10 protein-coding genes are annotated in these 21,947 nt (G+C 64.1%); 1 reads left to right on the top strand and 9 read right to left on the bottom strand.

The window, feature by feature from the left end; all coding sequences use genetic code 11:
* Positions 1–7 precede the first annotated feature (7 nt).
* Positions 8–2,725 (top strand): pullulanase-type alpha-1,6-glucosidase, encoded by a 2,718-nt coding sequence (gene pulA / locus ACZ0AJ_RS15590; RefSeq protein ID WP_499455543.1) that lies wholly within the window; start codon positions 8–10, stop codon positions 2,723–2,725.
* A gap of 143 nt (positions 2,726–2,868) precedes the next feature.
* Here the strand turns inward: pulA and ACZ0AJ_RS15595 are convergent, their stop codons facing one another.
* From ACZ0AJ_RS15595 to ACZ0AJ_RS15635, 9 genes are all read right to left on the bottom strand, one after another.
* A complete protein-coding gene (locus ACZ0AJ_RS15595) occupies positions 2,869–5,181 on the bottom strand; it encodes a sensor domain-containing diguanylate cyclase (RefSeq protein ID WP_499455545.1) in 2,313 nt (770 codons plus the stop codon).
* A gap of 279 nt (positions 5,182–5,460) precedes the next feature.
* The gene (locus tag ACZ0AJ_RS15600) at positions 5,461–7,326 is read right to left on the bottom strand and encodes a glucokinase (RefSeq protein WP_499455367.1); all 1,866 of its coding nucleotides are present in this window, start codon (positions 7,324–7,326) and stop codon (positions 5,461–5,463) included.
* A 203-nt stretch (positions 7,327–7,529) separates the two neighbouring features.
* Positions 7,530–8,549, bottom strand: coding sequence for an alpha/beta fold hydrolase (locus ACZ0AJ_RS15605; RefSeq protein WP_499455368.1), 1,020 nt, complete (start codon positions 8,547–8,549; stop codon positions 7,530–7,532).
* 64 nt (positions 8,550–8,613) lie between these two features.
* Positions 8,614–10,293 carry an alpha-amylase family glycosyl hydrolase gene (locus ACZ0AJ_RS15610; RefSeq protein ID WP_499455369.1) on the bottom strand — a complete coding sequence of 560 codons (1,680 nt, stop codon included), beginning with the start codon at positions 10,291–10,293 and terminating at the stop codon, positions 8,614–8,616.
* 25 nt (positions 10,294–10,318) lie between these two features.
* Positions 10,319–11,950 (bottom strand): alpha-D-glucose phosphate-specific phosphoglucomutase, encoded by a 1,632-nt coding sequence (locus tag ACZ0AJ_RS15615; protein ID WP_499455370.1) that lies wholly within the window; start codon positions 11,948–11,950, stop codon positions 10,319–10,321.
* Between the two features lie 135 nt (positions 11,951–12,085).
* Positions 12,086–13,423 carry an MFS transporter gene (locus ACZ0AJ_RS15620; RefSeq protein WP_499455549.1) on the bottom strand — a complete coding sequence of 446 codons (1,338 nt, stop codon included), beginning with the start codon at positions 13,421–13,423 and terminating at the stop codon, positions 12,086–12,088.
* A gap of 330 nt (positions 13,424–13,753) precedes the next feature.
* A complete protein-coding gene (locus ACZ0AJ_RS15625) occupies positions 13,754–15,598 on the bottom strand; it encodes a DEAD/DEAH box helicase (protein ID WP_183555899.1) in 1,845 nt (614 codons plus the stop codon).
* A gap of 200 nt (positions 15,599–15,798) precedes the next feature.
* Positions 15,799–18,462 (bottom strand): TonB-dependent receptor, encoded by a 2,664-nt coding sequence (locus ACZ0AJ_RS15630; protein ID WP_499455371.1) that lies wholly within the window; start codon positions 18,460–18,462, stop codon positions 15,799–15,801.
* A gap of 449 nt (positions 18,463–18,911) precedes the next feature.
* Complete coding sequence (locus tag ACZ0AJ_RS15635) at positions 18,912–21,824, bottom strand: TonB-dependent receptor (protein WP_499455372.1); 2,913 nt, start codon at positions 21,822–21,824, stop codon at positions 18,912–18,914.
* Between the last annotated feature and the right edge of the window lie 123 nt (positions 21,825–21,947).

Genomic DNA, 21,947 nt, shown 5'->3' on the forward strand with positions numbered 1-21,947 from the left:
GCGGTCCATGAAACGTCACCTTGTCCTGCTTGCAGCATCGCTGTCCTCCAGCGCGTATGCTGCTGTTCCTCTCGCCACCTGCGACAGCCCGGCCTTCCAGGAGGTGCTCAGCGCCTCGGCCACCAAGCTCGATGCGCGCGCTGTCTGGCTCGACCGCCGCCTCGTGCGCTGGCCCGGCGCCTCTAGTGATGGCGTATACCGCCTGTACCACTCCCCCGCCGGCGGGATCCAGGCCACGTCCGGCAGCAAGGTCTCCGGCAGCGCCGGTTCGATCGCGCTGGCCGTCTCGCGCGTCGCGGTGCCGCAAGCCGTCGCCACACGCTTCAAATGGGTCGCCAGCGGCCCGACCCTGAGCGTGCAGGAAGCCGACCTGGCGCGACTGCCTGCCCTGCACCGCGAACAGCTGGTGCTGGTGCACGAGAACCTTGACGGCACCGTGCGCGACGCAACGCGCGTGCAGGCGGCCGGCGCGCTCGACGACCTGTATGCGGCGGCCGAACGCATCCCGGATCTGGGCGCAACGCCCACCGCCAATAAAACCGACTTCAAGCTGTGGGCGCCGACCGCGCGCGATGTGGCGGTGTGCACCTATGACAGCACAACGGGGCGCGCGAACGCCGTGCTGCCGCTGACGCTGGACGCCCTCACCGGCGCCTGGGCCGCCAGCGTCCCGCGCGATTTGTCCGGCACCTATTACAAGTACGCGGTCGACGTCGTCGCCGATGGCGCCGGGCTGGTACGCAACCTGGTCACCGACCCGTATTCGGTCAGCCTGAATGCGGACTCCAAACGCAGCTACATCGCCGACCTGAATGCGCCGAACCTGAAACCGGCCGGCTGGGACACCACGCAGCCACCGGCCACGGTCAAGGCGCAGACCGACATGGTCATCTACGAGCTGCACGTGCGCGACTTTTCGCTGATCGACCAGACGGTGCCGCCAGCCAAACGCGGCAAGTACGGCGCGTTCGGCGAAGCCAATTCGAACGGCATGCGGCACCTGCGCGCGCTGGCACAGGCAGGCCTCACCGACATCCACCTGCTGCCCGTGTACGACATCGGCAGCATCCCCGAAGTGGCGTGCGCGCAGCCCGCCCCCGCCGGCGCGCCGGATGGCGAGAGCCAGCAGGCGCTGGTGGTCAAGACCGCCCACACCGACTGCTTCAACTGGGGCTACGACCCGCAGCACTTCAACGCCGTCGAAGGCAGTTACGCAAGCGACCCGCAGGACGGCGCGCGCCGCATCGTCGAGTTCCGCCAGATGGTCATGGACCTGCACAAGGCCGGACTGCGCGTGGGCACCGACGTCGTCTACAACCACACCTTCATCGCCGGCCAGGAAGAAAAATCGATCCTCGACCGCGTGGTGCCGGGCTACTACCATCGCCTGAACGCCGTGGGCGGCATCGAAGCCTCGACCTGCTGCTTCAACACGGCGACCGAGAACACGATGATGGCCAAGCTGATGATCGATTCGTCGGTCCTGTGGACGCGCCAGTACAAGATCGATTCGTTCCGCTTCGACCTGATGGGCCACCAGCCGCGCGAAGCGATGGTGCGCCTGCAGCAGGCCGTCGACGCGGCGGCGGGCCGCCACGTGCAGCTGATCGGCGAAGGCTGGAACTTCGGCGAAGTGGCCGATGGCGCGCGCTTCGTGCAGGCCTCGCAGCTGTCACTGAACGGCACCGGCATCGGTACCTTCAGCGACCGCGCGCGCGACGCCGTGCGCGGCGGCTCGCCCGGCGACTCGGGCGAACCCGTGGTCAAGCAGCAAGGCTATATCAATGGTCTGGTGTATGACGCGAACGCCCTTGGTGGCGATGCAAAAAAGGCCGACCTGCTGCGCGCAGCGGACCTGATCCGCGTCGGCCTGGCCGGCTCGGTGCGCACGTATCCGATGCAAGGATTCGATGGCCAGGTGCGCCAGTTGCAGGCGATGGTCTACGGCGGCAACCAGCCGGCCGGCTACGCCAGCGAACCGGGCGAAGCGGTCAACTACGTCGAGAACCACGACAACCAGACGCTGTACGACATCAACGTGCTCAAGCTGCCGGTGGCAACGAGCAGCGCGGAGCGCGCGCGGGTTCAGGTGCTGGGGATGGCGATCAATGCATTCAGCCAGGGCGTGGCGTATTACCACGCCGGCATCGACACGCTGCGCTCGAAATCGCTGGACCGCAACAGCTTCAATTCGGGCGACTGGTTCAACCGCATCGACTGGACCTACCAGGACAACTTCTTCGGCACCGGCCTGCCGCCGGCGCCGGACAATGCAAAAGACTGGCCGCTCTTCAAGCCGTTGCTGGCCAATGCCGCGATGAAGCCCACGCCCGCCGACATCGCGTTCGCGCGCGACGCGTTCCGCGACCTGCTGCGCATCCGCGCCAGCAGCACGCTGCTGCGCCTGCGCACCGCCGACGACATCAACAAGCGCCTGCGCTTCTTCAATACGGGGCCGCAGCAGGAACCGACCGTGCTGGCCGCCTGGCTCGATGGCAAAGGTTATCCGGGTGCGGGCTTTGCCGGCATGGGCTATCTGGTGAACGTCGACAAGCGGGCGCACACGATCAAGGACGCCACGCTGCGCGGCAAGCGCCTGAAGCTGCATCCGGTGCACAGCGCACCTGGCACGGCCGACAAGCGCGCGCTGAAGGCGCGCTTCGACAGCGCCAGCGGCACCTTCACGGTGCCGGCGCGCACGGCGGTGGTGTTCGTCGACATGTGAAAACGCGATTCTCGCGACTGCGCGCTGCTGACCTGAAGACCGTCATTCCAGCGAAGGCTGGAATCCAGGTCTGTTGCGGGCCGCTGTCGATGTTGCGGCAAAGGTGCTGAACTTGGGTTCCAGCCTTCGCTGGAACGACGTTGTCAGGCCAGCACGGACGCTTGCTCCACCGCCGCCACCATCGCCAGCCGTGCAATCGCAAACGTATTGCGCCCCTTGTCCTTGGCTTCATACAAGGCGCTGTCGGCCAGCTCGCTGATCGTCAGCGCCGTCACGCCCGGTGCGTCGGCCAACGCAATGCCGATCGTCGCGCTCACTGAAATCGGCTGGGAGCCGACCATGAATGGCGCTTCCATGACCTGCATGATCTTCTTGGCCACCAGCTCGACGTCGCGCGGCGAATTGACTTCGTCGAGCAGCACCGTAAATTCGTCGCCGGCCAGGCGCGCCACCATGTCGGAGCTGCGCACCACCTTGCGCACGCGCCGCGCAAATTCGACCAGCACCATGTCGCCCACCGCGTGGCCGTAGGTGTCGTTGATGCGCTTGAAGAAATCGATGTCGAGATAGAACAGTGCAAAGGCGCGCTCGCGCTGCGGCGCACGTTCGACGGCTGCCTGCAGCGCCAGCTCGAACTGGCGCCGGTTCGGGATGCCCGTCAGCGCATCGGTGTGGGCCAGCGCATGCAGGTTGCGTTCATGCATGCGCGCGGCGGTGGCGTCGGTGGTCAGGATATACACGCCCACCACTTCGCCATCGCGCAGATGCGGCAGGAAGGTCGAGTGAACGATGCGGATGTGCTTCTTGCGCACGATGTCATGCTCGCACTGCGATGCCTTGCCCAGCCAGGCGTCGTCCAGCGCTTCCTTCTGCTGCAGGTAGAAGTCTTCCCCGAAGGCTTCTACCATGGTCTGGCCGACGACCTGGTCGGACGCCTTGCCCAGCCATGACTGGTGCACTGCATTGGCGAACATGTAGCGGTGATCCTGGTCGAGGTGCGCGATCAGGACCGGCAGGTTGTCGGTAATCGTGCGCAGGCGCTCTTCGCTGTCGGCCAGGCGGTCGCGCGATGCCTTCAGTTCTGTGATGTCCTTCATCGCCACGACCGCGCCGAGGGTCTTGCCCTGGGCGCTGCGCAGCGGGCGGCCGCTGGCCAGCAGCGTGTACGGCGCGCGGCCGGCCGGTGCGACGACCATCGCGCCGTCGCGCACGACTTCGCCCTTGAGTGCGCGCACCAGCGGCACGTCGTCCATCGCCATCGGGGTCTGGCCGTCGCCGTGGTACAGCGAGTAGAACAGCGGCCATTCCGATGGCGCGATGGCCTTCAGGTCGTGACCGTGCAGGGCGCGCGCCGTGCGGTTGAACAGCGTCAGGTTGCCGACGGCGTCGCAGGCGACCACGCCAACGTCGATCGACTCGAGCACCGCGTCGATCAGTTCCTGTTTTTCTTCCAGCTGCTGCTGGGTGCGGATGCGCTCCGAGATGTCATTGACGAAGGCGCCGATGTAACGCGCGCCATTCCATTCGTGCGCTGCCACCGTCATCTGGATCGTGATCTGGCGCCCGCTCTGGGTCAGCGCCGGCAGTTCGACGTTCTGGTTCAGGTACGGGCCGGCGCCGGTATCGAGCAAGCTGCGGATATTCGCGTCATGCGCTTCGCGCTGCTGCGCCGGCATGACCAGATCGGACAACTGACGGCCGCGCGCGTACTCGCCCGACCAGCCAAAGATGCGTTCGGCCGACGTGTTCCACGCCACTACGACGCCGTTGCTGTCGGCGCCAATGAAGCCACTGAACGACGAATCGATGATCGTGCGGTTCCAGGCTTCGCTCTCGCGCAGCAGCGCTTCGGCCGCTTCGCGCTGCGTGACTTCGCGCGACAGTTGCTCGACCTTGTCTTCCAGTTCGGCAGTGCGGGCGACGATGCGCGCTTCCAGATCGGTATTGAGCGACTTGAGCGCCTGCTCGGCGAGCATGCGCGCCGTCACGGCCTTGAGGTGATTGATTTCGACTTCGACCAGCCCGGCCAGGTCGGCCAGCACCTGGCGCTGCTCCTGGTTCAGGCGGCGCGGGGCGCGGTCGATAATGCACAGCGTGCCCACGGCTTCGCCATCGCTGTAGACCGGCTGTCCGGCGTAGAAGCGGATGTGCGGTTCGCCGGTGACCAGCGGATTGTCGGCAAAACGGGGATCCTGCGCCGCGTCTTCGATCACGAGCAGCGCGCGCGCCTGCACCGCGTGGCTGCAGAACGACAGCGAGCGCGGGGTTTCCGACATGTCCAGGCCATGGTGCGACTTGAACCACTGCCGCTCGGCATCGATCAGCGACACCAGCGCGATGGGCACGTCGAACGTCATGGCGGCCAGGCGGGTAAAGCGGTCGAAGCGGGTCTCGGCAGGGGTGTCGAGAATCTGCAGTTCGGCCAGCGCGGCAAGGCGGGCCTGTTCAATTAACATTTGGCTGACGATGATAAAACCTCTTCCATGGTCCGGAACGAAGACGACAAGGCAGGACGGCCCTGTCGACACGGCGCCGGGAATTGGGGGAGCCACATGAAATGGTAGCACGCAGTGCCGTGCGGAAACTACACGTTCCGTCCCGTGCGTCGCGTAGCGTTGACGTTTTTTTGACAACTTTTAGCGATACATCGGTACAAAAGCGCGTGGACGAGCCAGGCATGACCCGCAATGGAGGCTGTGTTTACGCGTGTCCGCGACCCCGTGACGCCTGGTTCCTCAGATATCCAGGTGCGAGATCAGCAGCCGGCGTGCATCGATGTCGCCCTGATGGTCAAGGCTGCCCTCCCCTTGCGTGCCAAGGGAAATCCCGACCGACATGATGTCGATGAGAAGCAGTTGCAGGATGCGCGAAATCATCGACAGGAAGCTCGTGCTGTCTTCGCTGTGATCCACCGCGAGGCACACGGAGGCCTTCTTTGCCAGCGGCGAGCGGCTGGCCGTGATCGCAATGATGTCGGCGCCCCGTGCGCGCGCCGTGTCGACTGCCTCGAGCAGCTCGGGCAACTGCCCGCCGGTGGAGATGGCGATCACGACGTCGCCCGGCCCCAGCAAGCCGGCCGCAAGATTGAGCAGGTGTGAATCGCCATAGGATGCCGCCGGAATGCGGAAGCGGAAGAACTTGTGCTGGCCGTCGAGCGCCACGGCGCGCGCATTGCCCAGTGCGTAGAACTCGACCCGGCGCGCGCGCCGCAGCAGCTCGATGGCGCGGTCGATCGCGTGGACGTCGAGCGCATCGCGAAACTTCAGGATCGCGGAGACCGTGTTGTCGATCACCTTGGCCGACAGGTCATGCGTGCTGTCGGTCATGCGCACCTGGCTGTGGCGCACGGGGATCGTGCCGGTCAGGCTGCCGGCGAACTTGAGCTTGAATTCGGCCAGGCCCTGGAAGCCCAGCGAACGGCAAAAGCGGATCACGGTCGGCTGGCTCACGTCGGCCAGGCGCGCGATCTCGGCGATCGGCTCGGACAGCATCTTGCGCGGATGCTCGATCACGAGCGCGGCCACGCGCTGCTCGGCCGGCGAGAGCTCGTGCAGCAGTTGCTGCACACGGTCGGTGAGCGTGTTGGCGCCGCTGCGCCCGCGCAGGTGCTCGGACAGGATCGCCGAGACGCCGTACAGCGCCGGGTTGGGCGTCATGATGATGTAGGTCGGAATCTGGGCGATGTAGTCGCGGAAGCGCCCCTTGGCTTCGAAGCGCGCACGAAATGGCGACTGCGCGAACCAGGCGCCCATGCGCGGCACGATGCCGCCCCCGATAAACATGCCGCCAAACGCGCCCAGCGTCACGGCCAGGTTCGCCGCCGCGCTGCCCAGCATGCCGGCGAAGGTCTCCAGCACCTCGAGGCACAGCGGATCGTGGGCGTCGAGCGCGGCGCTGACGATGTCGGCGGTGCTGCGCGCCGGCGCCGCGACGCCATTGCGCTCGGCCAGCGCTCGGTAGATCAGTTCGATGCCGGGGCCGGAAATCAGGCGCTCGTTCGACACGTGCTGCCATTCGCGCCACGCATGCTGCAGGATCGCGAATTCGCGCTCGTCGCTCGGCGCGAAGTTGACGTGCCCGCCCTCGCTGCCGAGCGTGACGAAACCGTCGATGGTCGGGATCACACCCGAGACGCCAAGGCCCGTGCCCGGCCCCAGCACGCCCGAGACGGCATGCGTCTGCGGCGCGCCGCCGCCGATCTGCAGCAGGTCCTTCGGCTGGAAGCCCGGCAGCGCCATCGCCAGCGCAGTGAAGTCGTTCACGATCAACAGCGTCGACAGGCCCAGCGCGCGGCGCACGGCATCGGTCGAAAACTGCCAGTCGCGGTTGGTCATGCGGATGAAATCGCCGCTGATCGGATTGGCCAGCGCAAAGGCCGCGTGGTGAATGCGCCCGCCCGGATGCTGCTCGAGGTAGGCGTGCAGCAGCGGGATGATGCCGTCGAAGTCGTCGCACAACAGCACGGCGACCTGCCCCAGCACGCCGGGCGCGGTTTCCAGGCCCAGGCGCGCATGGGTGGCACCGATGTCGGCCAGCAGGCGCGGGCCGTCGGCAAAGGCGGCGCGCGGGGGTTTGCTCTTCGGATCAGGGTCTTCTGTCATACCACAAGGATACCATTGACCGAATGACAAAAGAATGAGGTACTGCGAAGGATACGAGCTATCGATGCACTTGGATTCCCACCTCCGTGGGAATGACGTGCCGGGGTAGCGGATTGTTATCCACGGCGATGGCGCGCGCCTTGAAAACCGTCGTTCCCGCAGAGGCGGGAACCCAAGATCTCAAACCGAAGCCACAACAGCAATCAGCGCACGAGCCCCTGTAACAACGCTTTGTGAAACTGTACCGGATCCTGCATCTGCGGCGCGTGCCCCATCTCGGGGAATGTCACCAGCACCGAGCCCGGGATTGCCTTGCGGGTGGTCTCGGCCAGCACCTTGTAGTTGCCCAGTGTTGGGCGCACGTCAGCGGGCGCGGCGTCCTTGCCGATCGCAGTCGTGTCCTTCAAGCCCATCAGCAGGAAGGTCGGCGTTTTGATCAGCGGGAATTCATGCACCACGGGCTGCGTGTAGATCATGTCGTAGATGAGCGCCGAATTCCAGGCCACCACTTCCTTGCCCTTGCCACGGTACATCCCGGCCAGCATCTGCACCCACACTTCGTACTCCGGCTTCCACTGGCCGTTGTAATAGGTCGTGCGCTCGTACTCGCGCACGCGCTCGGCCGACAATTTCAGCTCGCGCTCATACCACTGATCGACACCCAGCGATGGCACGCCCAGGTTCTTCCAGTCTTCCAGGCCGATCGGGTTGATCATCACCAGCTGGTCCGTCAGTTCGGGATACATCAGCGCGTAGCGCGTGGCCAGCATGCCGCCGGTCGAGTGGCCGATGATGATGGCCTTCTTCACGCCGATCGAGGCCAGGAGCTTGCGCGTGTTGTCGGCCAGTTGCTGAAACGTGTACTGGTAATGCTGCGGCTTGGTGGATTTGCAAAAGCCGATCTGGTCGGGCACCACGACGCGGTAGCCCGCGTCGCTCAGTGCCTTCGTGGTGCCCGCCCAGGTCGCGCCGCAGAAGTTCTTGCCGTGCATGAGGACGACGGTGCGGCCATTGGGGCTGGCCGGCTTGACGTCCATATAGGTCATCTGCAGGTCGACGCGCTGCGACGTGAAGCGGTATTGCTGCGTCGGCGCGGGATAGGCGAATTCTTCGAGTTCGGCGCCGTAGACTGGCGCGGCGGCCGATTGCGCCTGCGCCGGGGCCAGCGCGAGGGCGAAACCGAGACCCGCGATGGCGCGGGCGATGTGCGTAAAGACGGGCATGAAGGTAGGCGGGCAGACTGGCAGCCGAAAAGTTAACGGAACGGCCAGTCTACCCGGAACCAGGTCAGTCCTGCGCGATCAGCGCCACCTGTGCGGCGGTTGCGAACCGCACCTTGCCGTCCTTGACCACGGCGGTATTGCCGGTGTACCAGTCGCGCACCGTGGCGCCGTCGTTGAAGACGCCGCCCACCGAAATCGCCACCGGCTGCTGCGTCGACAGGCCCAGCGCGACCACCACGCGGTCGCTCACGCCATTCTGTTCCCACGTGCGCTTGAACGTGTACGGGCTCGAGCCGATCATCTGGTGCTTGCCGGCGCCGACGGCCGGATGCGCAGCGCGGAAGCGCCCCAGGCGCGCCCAGTGCGCGCGGATATCGGCCACGCGGTGCAGGCCACGCTCGGCGTTCGACGCCAGCTCGTCCCAGTTCATGAAAGTGCGCAGGTTGGCGTCGCCCTCGGCGCCATCGAACTTCAGGATGCGCGCCGTTTCGTCGCCGTAGTAGATCTGCGCCGCGCCGGGCGCCAGCAGCAGCTTGTTGGCCGACTCGAACGGCTTCTGGCGCAGCGGATCGAACGGGCTGCTGTCGTCGTGCGAACTGATGTAGTTCAGCACCGAGAAGCCCTTCATATCGCCGTGCAGGATGGTCGAGTATTCCGAGAACACCTGTTCGTACGGACGCTTGGCGTCGCTGCGCAGGCTAAAGCTGATCATGCTGTCGAAGCCCTGGTCCAGGTAGTCGACGAATTCGCCGCCGCCCAGATCGAACTTGCGCGCGTGCTTGATCTCGTAGTTGTAGACCTCGGACACCATCCAGAACGGCTTCTGGTCGAGGCTCTTGGCCGGGTTGGCGCGCTTCCAGTCCGCCAGCGCCAGGCTCGCTTCTTTCTTCAGTTCTTTCCACAGGCCAGGCTCGGTGTGCTTGACGGTGTCGGCGCGGAAGCCGTCGATACCGAACTTGCGCACCCAGTCGGCATGCCATTTCATCAGGTAGTAACGCGGTGCGCGCGGGTAGCCGGTGCGCTTGAAGAAGGCGTCAAGCTCCTTCACCTCGCGCTCGTAGCGACCTTCCTTCTTCCACTTGGCCACCAGGTGCGGCGGCAGGTCGACCGGCTTGTCACTGCCCGTCAAGAAGTCCGGCAGGTTCGCCACCAGCGTGCAATCGACCGTCGTACGCGCATCCTTGTAGGTGCAGGTCGGGCCGGTGCGCACCCACGACGCCGGCCAGACTTTATCCTGCGGCGTGACGGGGCCCGTGTGGTTCATCACCACGTCGAACACGATGCGGATGCCATTCGCGTGCGCCGTGTCGACCAGCGTGCGCAGCTCATCTTCGGTGCCAAACGCAGCGTCGAGCGCCGTGAAGTCCTTCGCCCAGTAGCCGTGGAAGGCGTAGCTCTTGCCAGTGCCTTCATCGGTCGCGCCGTGGATCTGTTCGATCACGGGCGTCAGCCAGATCGCGTTCACGCCCAGGTCGGTGAAATACCCTTCCTTGATCTTGGCCGTGATGCCGGCGATATCGCCGCCCATGAAACCGCGCAGCGGCGCTGCGTCGTCCTTGCGGCCATAGGCCTTGTCGTTGGCCGGGTTGCCGTTGTTGAAGCGGTCCGTCAGCAAAAAGTAGACGGTCGCATTCTCCCAGACGAACGGCTTGGCGGCGGGCGCCGGGCCGGGCAACTGGGCGCTGGCAGAGGCCATCGCACCGAAGGCGAGCAGCATGGCGGAAGCAAGGACGGGTAGTTTCATGCGGGGTTCCTGTGTGGTGAAGGGGTCAGGTGACGACCGTGGGTTCGCTGCGGCCGGTGCGCTGGCGCAGATCGGACAGGCTTTCGGCCAGATCGATCAGGCCTTGCAGCGCGGCCTGCGTGTCGAGGTTGTGGTGCGCCGGATCGGCTTCGTAGCGTTCGAGGTAGACCCGCACGGTGGCGCCTTCGGTGCCGGTGCCGGACAGGCGAAACACGATGCGCGAGCCGTCCGCCATGATGATGCGGATGCCCTGCTTGGTAGAGACCGAGCCGTCGACCGGATCGGTATAGGCAAAGTCGTCGGCCAGCGCGATCTGGTGGCCGGCCAGCGTCTGCCCTGCCAACTCGGGCAGGCGCGCACGCAGCGCGTCCATCATGGCGCCGGCAGCGCCGGCATCCACGGCTTCGTAGTCGTGGCGCGAATAGTAATTGCGGCCAAAGCGCGCCCAGTGCGCCGCCAGCAGCTGTTCGACCGTTTCGCCGCGCACGGCCAGCAGATTGAGCCAGAACAGCACGGCCCACACGCCATCCTTTTCGCGGATGTGGAACGAGCCGGTGCCATAGCTCTCTTCGCCGCACAGCGTGACGAGACCGGCGTCCATCAGGTTGCCGAAGTACTTCCAGCCGGTAGGCGTCTCGAAGCAGGCGATGCCCAGTGCTTCGGCCACGCGGTCGGCCGCCATCGACGTGGGCATCGAACGCGCGATGCCCTTGATGCCGCCCGCGTAACCCGGCGCCACGGTGGCGTTGGCCGCGATGATGGCCAGGCTGTCCGATGGCGTGACGGCGATGCCGCGCCCGACGATCATGTTGCGGTCGCCGTCGCCATCCGAGGCGGCGCCGAAGTCCGGTGCATCGGGCGCAGCCATTGCCGCAATCAGCTCGGCAGCGTTGACGGGATTGGGGTCCGGATGCCCGCCGCCGAAGTCTTCGCTCGGCACGCCGTTGACGACGGTGCCGGCGGGTGCCCCGAGGATGCCTTCGAGGATCGTGGTGGCGTAGGGGCCGGCCACTGCGTGCATCGCGTCAAAGCGCATCCGGAAGCCGCTCGCGAACAGGCCGCGGATCGCGTCGAAATCGAACAGGCCTTTCATCTGCTCGGCGTAGTCGGCCACCGGGTCGATCACCTCGATCTGCATGTTTTCGAGTTGCGTGGTGCCCAGCACATCGAGGTCGACAACCGGCGCGTCGCTGATGCGGTACTGCGTGACCGTCTGCGTGTGCGCGAAGATGGCGTCGGTGATTTTCTCGGGCGCCGGGCCGCCATTGTCGATGTTGTACTTGATGCCGAAGTCGCCGTCCGGGCCGCCCGGGTTGTGGCTGGCCGACAGCACGATGCCGCCCTGCGCACCGTGCTTGCGGATCACGCAGCTCACGGCCGGCGTGGACAGGATGCCGCCCTGCCCCACCAGCACGCGCTCGACGCCGTGCGCGGCCGCCATGCGCAGGATGGTCTGGATTGCGTCGCGGTTGAAATAGCGGCCATCGCCGCCGACGACCAGGTGACGGCAGGCGCCTTCGCCCAGCGTCAGGAAGATCGACTCGACGAAGTTTTCAAGGTAGCCGGGTTGCTGGAACTCGGTCACTTTCTTGCGCAGGCCCGAGGTGCCGGGCCGCTGGCCGGCGAACGGGGTGGTCGCGACGGTCTGGATGGTCATGCTTTACTCCTGTCAATGTAAGCGTTCACAACACCGCCGGACAGCGCCGGACAATGTTGATAAAACGTTACGATACGACAGACGCCGGATTCACGGCGCGCACACGCGTAGCGTGCGCGCCTGGCGCCCCAGCCGTCAGACGGCAGCGCGTACCGGCGCCGCCTTGTCGGTCACCAGGAGGGTCAACAGTGCGGCGATGAGCATGCAAACGCCGCCCAGCACGAGCGTGAGCACCGCGTGACCATCGAACAGATGCTTGGTCACGAAACCCAGCAGCAGGCCGCTGACGATCTGCGGAATCACGACGAAGAAGTTGAACAGGCCCATGAAGTAGCCCATGCGCTTGGCGGGCAGCGAGCCGGCCAGGATCGCGTACGGCATCGTCAGGATCGAGGCCCAGGCAATGCCGATACCGATCATCGGCACCACCAGCATGTTCTTGTCGGTGATGAGGAATACGCTGGCCAGGCTCAGGCCGCCGATGGTCAGGCACGTCGCATGGACGACCTTGCGGCTGGTCATGCGGGCAAACACGGGCAGGATGAACGCGGCCAGTGCCGACACGCCGCTGTACACAGCGAACATGATGCCGACCCAGTTGCCGGCGTCCTGGTAGGCACTCGACTGCGCATCGGTGGTGCCGTAGACGCTGTCGGCAATCGCGGTGCCGGTATAGATCCACATCGCGAACAGCGCGATCCAGGTGAAGAACTGCACGAACGCCAGTTGCACCATCGTGCGTGGCATCTTGGAGAAGCCCCCGAAGATCTCGGCGATGGCCACGCCCACGCTGCGCGAAGCGGCGCGTTCCTTGTTGAACGCTTCCATGTCGGGCGGCGGCAGCTCGTCGGCAGACACCACGGTCCAGGTCACGGCCAGGAAGAACACGAGGCCACCGGCATAGAACGAGTAGCGCACGGTGTCCGGGATCACGCCGCCGATGACGGCGTTCGACACGCCCATGCTTTCAAAGAACGTCGGCAGGAGCGACGCGATGACCGCGCCGCAACCGATGAAGAAGGTCTGCATCGCGTAACCGGCGGTCTGCTGTGAAGGATCGAGCTTGTCGCCGACAAAGGCGCGGAACGGCTCCATCGAGACGTTGATCGCGGCGTCCATCATCCACAGCACGGCCACGGCCATCCACAGCGCAGTGGAATTGGGCATCAGGAACAAGGCAATGGCAGCCAGCACGGCGCCGATGAAGAAGAACGGCCGGCGGCGGCCCCACTTCGGGTGCCAGGTGTTGTCGCTCAGGTAGCCGACGATCGGCTGAATCAGCAAGCCAGTGACGGGCGCAGCGAGCCAGTAGAGGGAAAAGTTTTCGGGGTCGGCGCCAAGGGTGGCGAAGATGCGGCTGGTATTCGCGTTCTGCAGTGCGAAGCCGAACTGGATGCCGAAGAAACCGAAGCTCATGTTCCACAGCTGCCAGAACGACAGGCGTGGTTTGAGCACGGTCGATTGCATATCCATGTGTGTCCCTAATTTGGCCCGCCGAAGGTACGGGTGGTGTTATCTAATCTGTAGCAAAATAACATGGGGGTATCCGAGTGTCAATCGTGTCAATCCCATAGTGCGATCGATATGACAGCTTCGCAGCCAGAAGCAGGTTTGTAGTCAAACAACACCCGGAAAACACCACCGCTGCGCCAAACCGTCAGCCCAAAAACGTCGTTCCCGCGAAGGCGGGAACCCAAGTCCGTCGCGCTGCAGGTAGCAGTGCCGAACTGAGGTTCCCGCCTGCGCGGGAACGACGTGGTAAAGCTGGTGGTAAAGCTCGCGGTAGAACTGATGGTGAAACAATCAGTCCTTGCTACCCTCGCCCTTGCGATGCGGCTTCTTGCCCGGCATCGGCTTGTCGGTCACGCGACGGTCGGCGCCGCTTTTCGTGAACGGCTTCTTGGCGCCGGCGGCAGGCACGGCTGGTGTCTCGCCATCACGCGTGATCGACAGCTGGCGGCCGGCGACCCAGATCGACTTGAGCTGCGTGAACAATTCTGCCGGCATGTCCGATGGCAGGTCGAGCGTCGAGTAATCGTCATAGATCTCGATGCGGCCGATCTGCTTCGACGGGATGTTCGCTTCGTTGGCGATCGCGCCAACGATATTGCCCGGCTTGGCGCCGTGGGCAAAGCCCACTTCGATGCGGAACGTGGCCATGCCTGGCTCAGGGTCGCGCATGACGCGCTCTTTCTTGAAGCCCGGCTCGCGCGCAGGACGCGCTGGGCGCTCTTCCCAGTCACCACGCGGCTCGCGTGGTGCACGCTCGTGACTGCCGCCAAATTCGCGCTGCGATGGCATGCTTTCCGGACGCACGTCGCGGTCAGGCTTGGTCAGCAGCAGCGGCTCGTCGCCACGCGCCATCTTGGCCAGGGCCGCAGCGATGTCGATCGCCGGCACGTTGTCGTCGCGCTCGACGTCTTCGATCAGGGCGCGGAAGACTTCCAGGTTGCCTTCGGCCAGCGTGGCGCGGATCTGGTCCTTGAAGCGCGTCATGCGCACTTCGTTGACGGCCTTGACGGTTGGCAGTTCGAGTGGCGACACCGGCTGGCGGGTCGTGCGCTCGATCAGCTTGAGCAGGCTGCGCTCGCGCGGGGTGATGAACAGGATCGCTTCGCCGCTGCGGCCAGCGCGGCCGGTACGGCCGATGCGGTGGGTGTAGCTCTCAGGGTCCGACGGCACGTCGTAGTTGATGACGTGGCTGATGCGCTCGACGTCCAGGCCGCGCGCGGCAACGTCGGTCGCGACCAGGATGTCGATCTTGCCCTTCTTGAGGTTATCGATCGTGCGCTCGCGCTGCTGCTGGGCGATGTCGCCGTTGATCGCAGCGGCCGAGAAACCACGCGCCTGCAGCTTGGTCGCCAGTTCTTCGGTGCCCAGCTTGGTGCGCGCGAAGATGATCATGCCGTCGAAGGCTTCGGCTTCGAGGATGCGGGTGAGCGCGTCGAGCTTGTGCATGCCGGCCACCAGCCAGTAGCGCTGGCGGATATTGTCGGCGGTGCCGGTCTTGGCCGCGACCGTGATCTCTTGCGGCTCGCGCAGATAGGTCTTGGCGATGCGCTTGATGGCTGGCGGCATGGTGGCCGAGAACAGCGTGGTCTGGCGCGTGGCCGGGGTCTTTTGCAGGATCTGCTCGACGTCGTCGATGAAGCCCATGCGCAGCATTTCATCGGCCTCATCCAGCACGAGGGTGGTCAGCTTCGACAGGTCGAGCGAGCCCTTCTGGATGTGATCGATGACGCGGCCTGGCGTGCCGACGACGACGTGCACGCCGCGGCGCAGCGACGACAGTTGCGGGCCGTAGCTCTGGCCGCCGTAGATCGGCAGCACGTGGAAGCCCTTGATGTGGGCAGCGTAGCTCTGGAAGGCTTCGGCGACCTGAATCGCCAGTTCGCGCGTCGGCGCCAGCACCAGCGCTTGCGGCGCGGTCTGCTTGACGTCGATGTTCGACAGGATTGGCAGTGCGAAGGCGGCGGTTTTACCGGTACCGGTCTGCGCTTGTCCCAGCACGTCGCGCCCTTCCAGCAACAGGGGAATGGTGGCTGCCTGGATCGGCGACGGCGTTTCGTATCCGACGTCTTTCAATGCTTTCAGGACAGGCGCCGAAAGATTGAGGTCGGAAAACGATGGGATTGGGGTGTCTGACATAGAGGAAGTTGCTCTTATTAAGTAAGTACGAATGCGACAGTTTACACCGTTGCTTCGTTGGGGGCGCTAAATACAATGGACCGGGCGGCCGAAACCACAGAATCCGAACAATGAAAAATGCCCTTGCAGGCACACCTGCAAGGGCATTGGCGATCGCGGCAGCGCCCCATTGGGTGGCGCCACCTTCGCTAGATACCGGATTACAGCTTGTAGTTCAGGCCGAACAGCATCTGGCGGCCATACTTGGCGTAGCCGCGCGGACGGTCTTCGGTACCAGCGTAGCTGCGGAAGGCGGTGTCAGTCAGGTTGTTGACCTGGAACAGCACGGACAGACCTTCGACTTGCTTGAAGTCATAACCCAATTGCAGGTCGACTACTTTATCAGCTTTTACGTAAGTCAGCTCGGTTGCACCACCAATTCCGCCGATTTCACCCACAAAATCGCTGCGATAACGCTGGCTGATACGTGCCGAGAAGCCATCTTTCTCGTAATACGCCGTGAAGTTGAACACGCGCTTCGACAGGCCTGGCAGCGGAATCGCGACATTGCCGAAGCGCTGGTCGAGAATCGAGATCTCGCTGTTCGTGAACGACGCGTTGGCGGTGATGCCGAAACCGTCGAGCATCGGGTGGATCATGTCCAGCGGGGTCGATGCCGCAAACTCCAGACCGCGCAGGCTACCGCCCTCGCCGTTACGCGGCTGGGTGATGGTACCGATGTTGGTCAGGGCGCCCTGCAGGTTGAACTCCGAGAAGTCACGCGGCACGGTCACGCTGTAGATGTACGAGGACAGGTCCTTGTAGAAACCAGCCGCCGAGATATAGCCCTTGTTGCCGAAGTACTTTTCGTACGACAGATCGACCTGCTTGGCGCGCCATGGATCGAGCTGCGCATTGCCGCCGTTACCGTACGGGGTGCCGGTGGTCTGGGCAGTCAGGCCCACTTCCAGCGCCGCGTTCAGCTGGTTCAGCTTGGCACGGGCCAGCGTCTTGCCGGCGCCGAAGCGCAGGAATTGCTGGTCAGGCAGGCTCCATGCCAGGTTGATGCTTGGCAGGTAGTCGGTGTACTTCTTGCCGTCGGTCAGTGGCACCAGGTCGGCGAATGGCCAGGCGCGCAGCGTGTTCGCGGTCGAGCTCTGGTCGGTTTCGATGACTTGCATGCCGATATTGCCGCGCAGTGGCATCGACATCAGTTCGGTGTCGATGTTCAGCTTGGCGTAGCCGGTCTTGACCTTCTCTTCGATGGTCCAGTTCTTGGTCGCGCCCCATGGCACCAGCACGGCTGGCGTGAATGGGCCGAAGTTGTTGGCCAGCACGCCGTCGATGTCCCAGCTCAGGCTGTTCTGCAGGCCGTACAGCGCTTGTGAGCTGTTGAGGACGTTGGCGCCGAAGGTGCCGTTGCCGATCTTCGAGAAGCCCGTTTCCAGGTGCGCCTTTTCCTTTTCGCGCTTCGAGTAGTTAAAGCCGACTTCCATGCTGCTGAAGTGCGCGTTGTCGAACTTGCGCTCGATGCTCGTGCGGAACGAGGTCATCTTGTCGGTCATGTTCGGGGCATTGACATAGCCTTCGCCGAACTGGCCGCCAATGGCGATCTGCGACGGATCGTCGTAGGTACCCGACAGGCCCAGCACAGGAATCGTGCCGCCGTTGTAGCTGTAGTTCAGCGTCTGGCGCGCAGCGCGGCCAGCGTTGATCTCGATCAGCTGTTCCTTGTGGTCAGCCTTCGAGCGGCTGATGTCGACGATGCCGACCCAGTCGCCCGTCGTGTAGCGGTTATTCCAGCCGAAGGCGGTCAGCTTGTCGTCGCGCGTCAGGCGGTTGTTGCGCACGACCGGATTGACGTTGTTGGCGGTGCCACTGATCATCGTGCCGTTCACGACCGTCGGGTTCGAGAAACGCACTTCGCCGTCGTCCTTGAGTGGCATTTCGATGCCGCGGCGGATTTCTTCCTGATCGAAACGCGAGTGGTAGACGTCGAAGGTCGAGCTGAAGTTGCGGTTAGGACGCCATTCGAGCACACCCATCAGGCCATCGCGCACCTGGTTGCCGGTCGTAGCGATCGACTTCATGCCCTTTGGCACTTTGACGGTCGAGCCTGGCACGACATTGGTGTCGTCCACCCAGTCCCACGTTTCGAACTGTTCGCCGACGTTCGGCTTGTCCTGGCGTGCGTAACCGATGGCCACACCGATCGTGCGGTTGGCGAACTGGTCGATGTACGACGCGCTGACGCGGCTGCCGGTGTCCGGCGAGCCGGCGCTGACTTCGCCTTTGGAATTCTTTTCACCGCGCACATTGACGGTGACGACGCGTTCGCGCAGCGACAGCGGCTTGATGGTTTGCAGGTCGACCGTGCCCGACAGGCCCTGGCCGATCACGGCGGCATCGCCGGTTTTATACACGGTGACGGCGCTGATCAGTTCGGATGGGTACTGGTCGTATTCGACGGTACGGTCCGAGCTGGTGGTGACTTGTTCGCGGCCGTTGAGCAGCGCGGTCGACAGATCGCCCGAGGTGCCGCGGATGCTGATCGACTGGGCCTGGCCATTGACGCGCTGCGCCGACAGACCTGGCAGACGGGCCAGCGATTCGGCGATCGACACATCCGGCAGCTTGCCGATGTCTTCCGACGAAATGGCTTCGACGATGCCGGTCGATTCGCGCTTGACGGCAATCGCGTCCTCGATGGCGCGGCGGATGCCGGTCACGGTGACGGTAGCGACTGGCACATCGGTTGCGGCGGTGTCAGTCGTCGTGGCGGTTTGCGCCTGCGCGCTGCCGGCCATGATGGTGACAAAGATGGCGCACCCGGCGGCCACTGGGCTCAGCTGGAATGCGGAACGCTTGTTGGCGAAAGTTTTCATGATCTCCTCAGAACGACGTAATTTCCCTAGAGCAGCTTTCAACCGCATGTTCGGGACTTTGTTATGACACGCCTCAACATCAACGCTCGGCGGGATTCTGTATTAAAACTAGATGCACTGTCAACGGGAGTTGGTTTCAAACGAACTCGGGTCATCCGCTGTCACGATATTCAATGAAAACAAGGACTTATTAACTGATGAGCAGCGCACGTGTGGTTTTTAACGCGTGTAGTCGCGCTACAAACGCTCCAAAAAGCAACGGTTTATGCTTGATTGCACCGAATCAGTGCGCAGGATGTAGTAAAACATTCAGGCATTGCAAGAGGGGTTGTAACTTCACTACACGAATTTTGTATTTTTACAACAGGCAAAAAAAATCCCCGGCAGCCTTTCGGCTGTCGGGGATGGCTTGGCGCGGATCGAAGGCTGCTACACAGCCTCGCCGGTCATCAGAACTTGTAGTTGGCGCCGAACTGGTAGGTGCGGCCGTAGTCGACGCGACGGGTGATCGAATCGCTGCTGTTCGTGTACTCCTGGTACGGCGCATTGTTCCAGTTGTTTGCCTGGGCAAACACCGACAAGCCCTTGGCGAAGCCCGACTGGATTTCATACGACAGCTGGAAGTCGACGATGGTCTCGCCCTTCACGAACGTGTACTGCAGCGTGTCCGAGAAGTCGGGCGACTGGCCCAGGAAGTCCGAACGCTTGCGCGCTGCGGCGGCGATCTGGAAGCCGTACTTTTCGTAGTACACGCGCAGATTGCTGACCTTGCGCGACAGGCCCGGCAGCGGGATCGACTGCGCCGACGTCTGCACGTTGCCAAAGCCCAGAGCCGGGATGTCAATGGCCGAGCTGGTGAACGAATGGTTGGCCATGATGCCGAAGCCGTCCAGCCAGTCGCTGACCATGTTCAGCGGAATGTTCACCGCCAGCTCGTAACCCTTGATGCTGCCGCCTTCGCCGTTTTCAGGACGGTTCAGCACACCGACGGTCGAGCCGGCGAAGTCGCCGGTGGTCGGCAGCGGCGTGGTCGAGGTCGTCCATGGCGCGAAGTCGTATTCCGACGGCGTGCGCAGGATGAACGTGTCGAGCTTCTTGTAGAACACGGCCGCGCTGACATAGCCCTTCTTCGCGAAGTACTTTTCGTACGACAGGTCGAACGCCTTGGCCTTGAACGGCTTGAGCCCCGGGTTACCGCCGCCACCGCTGATGAACGGGTTGGTCACGCCGGTGTTCACGCCAAAGCCGATGCCGCCGCGCAGGTCGTCCAGGTTCGGACGCGACAGCACTTGCGCCAGACCCATGCGCAGCACCTGGTCATTCTTCAGGTCGAACGACAGGTTCAGGCTTGGCAGCACGTCCCAGTAGCTGACGCTGTCGACAACGCGCACGGCCGGGCAGGCATCGGCCGTTTCGCCGGTGCAGTTGCCGCTGTTGTAGCCGCCGCCCGTCTGCTTCGTGTGCACGAATTGCGTTCCGACGTTACCGCGGTATTCGAAGCCGAACAGCTCGCCGTTCAGGTCGCCCATCAGGTAAGCGGTCTGGACCGTTTCCTTGACATCCCAGAACTTGGTCAGAATGTCGGCGTTGACCTTGGTGGCCAGCTGGTACACGGTGCCGAGCGAGCCGGACGGATTCCACGACGCGATCGGGATGCCGGTGGTGCCGGCAATGGCAGTGCCCGTGCCCGGCATCGTCTGCGCAGCGAACTGGGCGCCGCCCAGGATTTCGAGACGGCCTTCTTCGCCGCTGCGCGCTTTTTCGCGGTCGGTGAAGTTGTAGCCGAACTGCACGGCCGACATCGGGCCCCACTCCACCGGACGCTTGGCGTTCAGGCGGATCGCCTTGAGCGTGTCTTCGACGTACGGCTGGGCCAGGTAACCGGCTTGCGGCAGGATGTTGGTGGCGGTGCCCGACCAGCCGTTCACGTCGGTCAGTTGCGCGACCGCGCGGTCCGAATAGTTCAGGCCCGTGCGCCAGGCGACGTCGGTGAAATTGCCGCCGTTAAAGCCAGTCCACGAGATCGTGTCCAGCGGATTGGCATTACCCGGCAGGCCGGCGGTGGTTTCATAGCGCGCGCTCAGCTTGGTCGCTTTCGACCACGTGATGTCGGCACTGGTGCTCCAGTCGCCCAGCTTCAGTTCGTTCTTCCAGCCGACCGTCTTCAGGTCGTCTTCCGACGTCTCGACGTGGTTACGCACCACGCCCTTGTAGTTGGTCAGCGTGCCGCTGGTAGCGACACCGTTCTGCACGACGACGTTCTGCAGCACGCCGGCCGGGTCATACAGGCCCGACGTGTTCGAGCCGACCGCACCTTCGAAACCGCTGCGCTTTAAGCCCGTCTCGCCGGCCGAATAGAACAGGTCGAGGGTCGAGCGGAAATCGCGGTTCGGACGGAACTGCAGCGACATGAAGGCGCCGTCACGCTTGTGCGACGTCGATTCGGTGTCGGCGGTAAAGCCCAGCGGCACCAGCACGTTCTGGCCATTGAATGGCAGGGCTGCCGTGTTGCCGCCCCAGGCGTCGAACTTGCGCTGCTCGCCGCCGGTTTCGTCATACGACGTGATGCCCAGCGCAATGCCGAACTTGCGGTCGGCGAACTGGTCGATGTACGAGAACGAGACGCGGTCGCCGCTGCCTTCTTCGGCAGTGCGCACGCCCAGGCGGCTGCGCTTGTAGTTGGCGGCGATGACGCGCTTGCCGAAGTCCAGCGGCTGCACGGTTTTCAGGTCGATCGTCGCGGCCAGGCCCTGGCCGATGACGCTCGCGTCCGGCGTCTTGTAGATCACGACACCGCCCATCAGCTCGGACGGGAACAGGTCGAATTCAGGATTGCGGGCATTGCCGGTCGAGGCCATTTCGCGGCCGTTGAGCAGCGTGCCGTTGAAGCTTGGCGACAGGCCGCGCACCGAGATTTCCGATGCACGTCCCGAACCGCGGCTGCGCTGGGCGGTCACGCCCGGCAGGCGCGCGATCGATTCAGCGACCGACGTGTCCGGCAATTTGCCGATGTCTTCGGCCGAGATCGCTTCAACGATCGAGTTCGAATTGCGCTTGATCGAGATCGCCGCTTCGATACCGGTACGGATACCGGTCACGGTCACTTTCGAGACGGCGCCGTTCGGGAACGCGGTGGGTGCGGCGGCCGGCGCTTCTTCCGGCGTCTGCACCGTGGCGGCGGCCACGGGGGTGTTCGGTGCAACGGGGGTGGCTTCTTCGCTGCCCGAGGCTTGCGCATACGCGTTACCTGCCAGGACCGACAGCAGCACGGCGCAACCGGCGGCGAACGGGTTCAACGGGAATGCAAAAGTGGCTGCAGTACGGCGGCGGGCCTGTGTGGCCCGGGTGGCGGTGGCGTTCATGTGTCTCCTCGGTTTTTCTTAACTGCCCGTTACAGCTCTGTACTAAAACTAGAACCGGAACAGGCAGCAATGTGTGGCGAGGATCATGGCATGCTTTGCACGACAACAACATTGTGCACGTTG

It is taken from the genome of Telluria sp. AC161 (assembly GCF_979258535.1).